This is a genomic window from Methylobacterium sp. J-059, from assembly GCF_022829485.1.
Taxonomy (GTDB): domain Bacteria; phylum Pseudomonadota; class Alphaproteobacteria; order Rhizobiales; family Beijerinckiaceae; genus Methylobacterium.
The window spans coordinates 1-1,659 of record NZ_JAKSYA010000180.1; the positions used below are offsets into that span (position 1 = coordinate 1).

Below are 1,659 nucleotides of genomic sequence, written 5' to 3' on the forward strand. Positions count from 1 at the left end.
CCGTTCTTGACGCCGATCTGGGTGTAGAGGCCTTCCACACCGATATCGAGGTCCTTCACCGGCGACCAGATCAGGCTCGCGCCGGCGACGAACTGGTAGGTGTCGCGAAGCGCCTGGCTGAGCTGGTAGAACCGGGTGCCGGGCGTGCCGACCGAGTTCGCACCGAAGCCGGTACCACCGGTGAGCGTGAACGCATCGCCCTGACCGGCGCGGGCGCCGGCCGAGAAGCTCTGCTCGCCGTAGGAGCCGAAGGCGGCCGAACGCAGCTCAGGCGACCAGTAGTGCAGGTACGAGCCGACCACGGTGAAGCTGTCGGACTTCGACATCTGGCCGGTGTAGGGGTTGATCGTCGCGTCGGAGAAGTACTGCGCGAACTTCTGACCCTGGATCGTGGTCGTGCTCTGGGTGTACGAGCCGGTGTACGAGGAGTAGCCGGTGTACATCTGCGCGCCGACGCCGTAGGCGCCCTGCAGGTAGAGGGTATCACCGGGGGAGATGAACGGCAGGTTGACCTTCACGCCGCCCTGGACCGCGTAGCCGTAGTCGTTGCTGGTGTGGGGGATGCTGACGTTGGAGATGACACCTGCGCCGACGGCGGTACCGGCGCCGTTGGCGACGTTGCCGACGTTCAGCTCGTGCACCGCGGCGGTGAGCTGGGCGGAGCCCCAGGCCGCATCGTAGCGCAGGGCGCCGACGAAGTCGGGCATCCGGTTGCGCTCGATGCCATCGACGAAGCTGTAGCGGGCCGCGGCTCCAGCAGCGTTGTAGCCGATGAACACCGGGATCGGCGAGTTGTTCTGCGCGAACACGGCCGCGGCCGTGTTGAGCGTGGCGTTCGCGGAGTTGGTGGTCGGCGAGAAGATCGGCGAGCGGCGGAAGGTCGGATCTTCGGCCGAGATCGTCGCCGAGAAGCCGTTGCCCAGCGTCGCGGTGTAGGCGATCAGGTTGGTCGAGGACACGTCGGAGCCGGCGGTGGCGCCGGCCAGCTCGAAGTCGTGAGCGTAGAAGTCGAAGAACGACGAGGCGCGACCGGCGGTGAAGCCCGCGAACTGGATGAAGGCCTTGTCGGCGTTCACGTACTGCTGCAGCCGGCCGAAGCTGTCGACGCCGAGACCCGGGTAGGCGTTGCCGATGCGCTGGTTCGTGCCCGAGGTGCCGAGACCGGAATAGCCGGAGCCGCTGCCGGCTTCCAGGCGCACGAAGGCGCGAAGGGTGCCGTAGGCGGTCTGGGTGCGGGCGTCGAGGTTGATGCGCAGGCGGGTGCGGTAGCCGGTGGTGTCACCGTTCTGCGAACCGTTCTGGCGCGAGTACGACGGCTGGTAGGCAGCGTCGAAGCGGGCGCGACCCGAAAGGCGGAGGCAGGTGTCGGTGCCGGGAATGTAGAAGAAGCCGGCGCCGTAGGCGGAGCAGACGCGGACGTACTCGATGGGGGCGGCCTTCTTGACCGGCAAATCGGCAGCCTGGGCGCCGGCGACGGCGGCGAAGCCGGCGGCCGAAGCGAGCAGGGTGCTCTTCAAGAGCGTCATAGATATCTCCAAAAGCTTCGAGACCCGAGGATCGTGTGGTCGCGGGGCCGGGGCCGATCGCGTCACACCTTGTTTTGCGGCCCGCTTTTTGGTGCGGGCTCATCGGGCCCGCTTTTGCGATGCCCCCAGTGCC

At 67.5% G+C, this 1,659-nt stretch carries 1 protein-coding gene; it reads right to left on the reverse strand.

Annotation, left to right across the window (positions count from 1 at the left end):
* Positions 1-1,526, reverse strand: a 1,526-nt coding sequence (locus MKK55_RS27640; protein ID WP_243938862.1) for a porin, incomplete at its 3' end; no start/stop codon positions are given.
* Positions 1,527-1,659 lie beyond the last annotated feature (133 nt).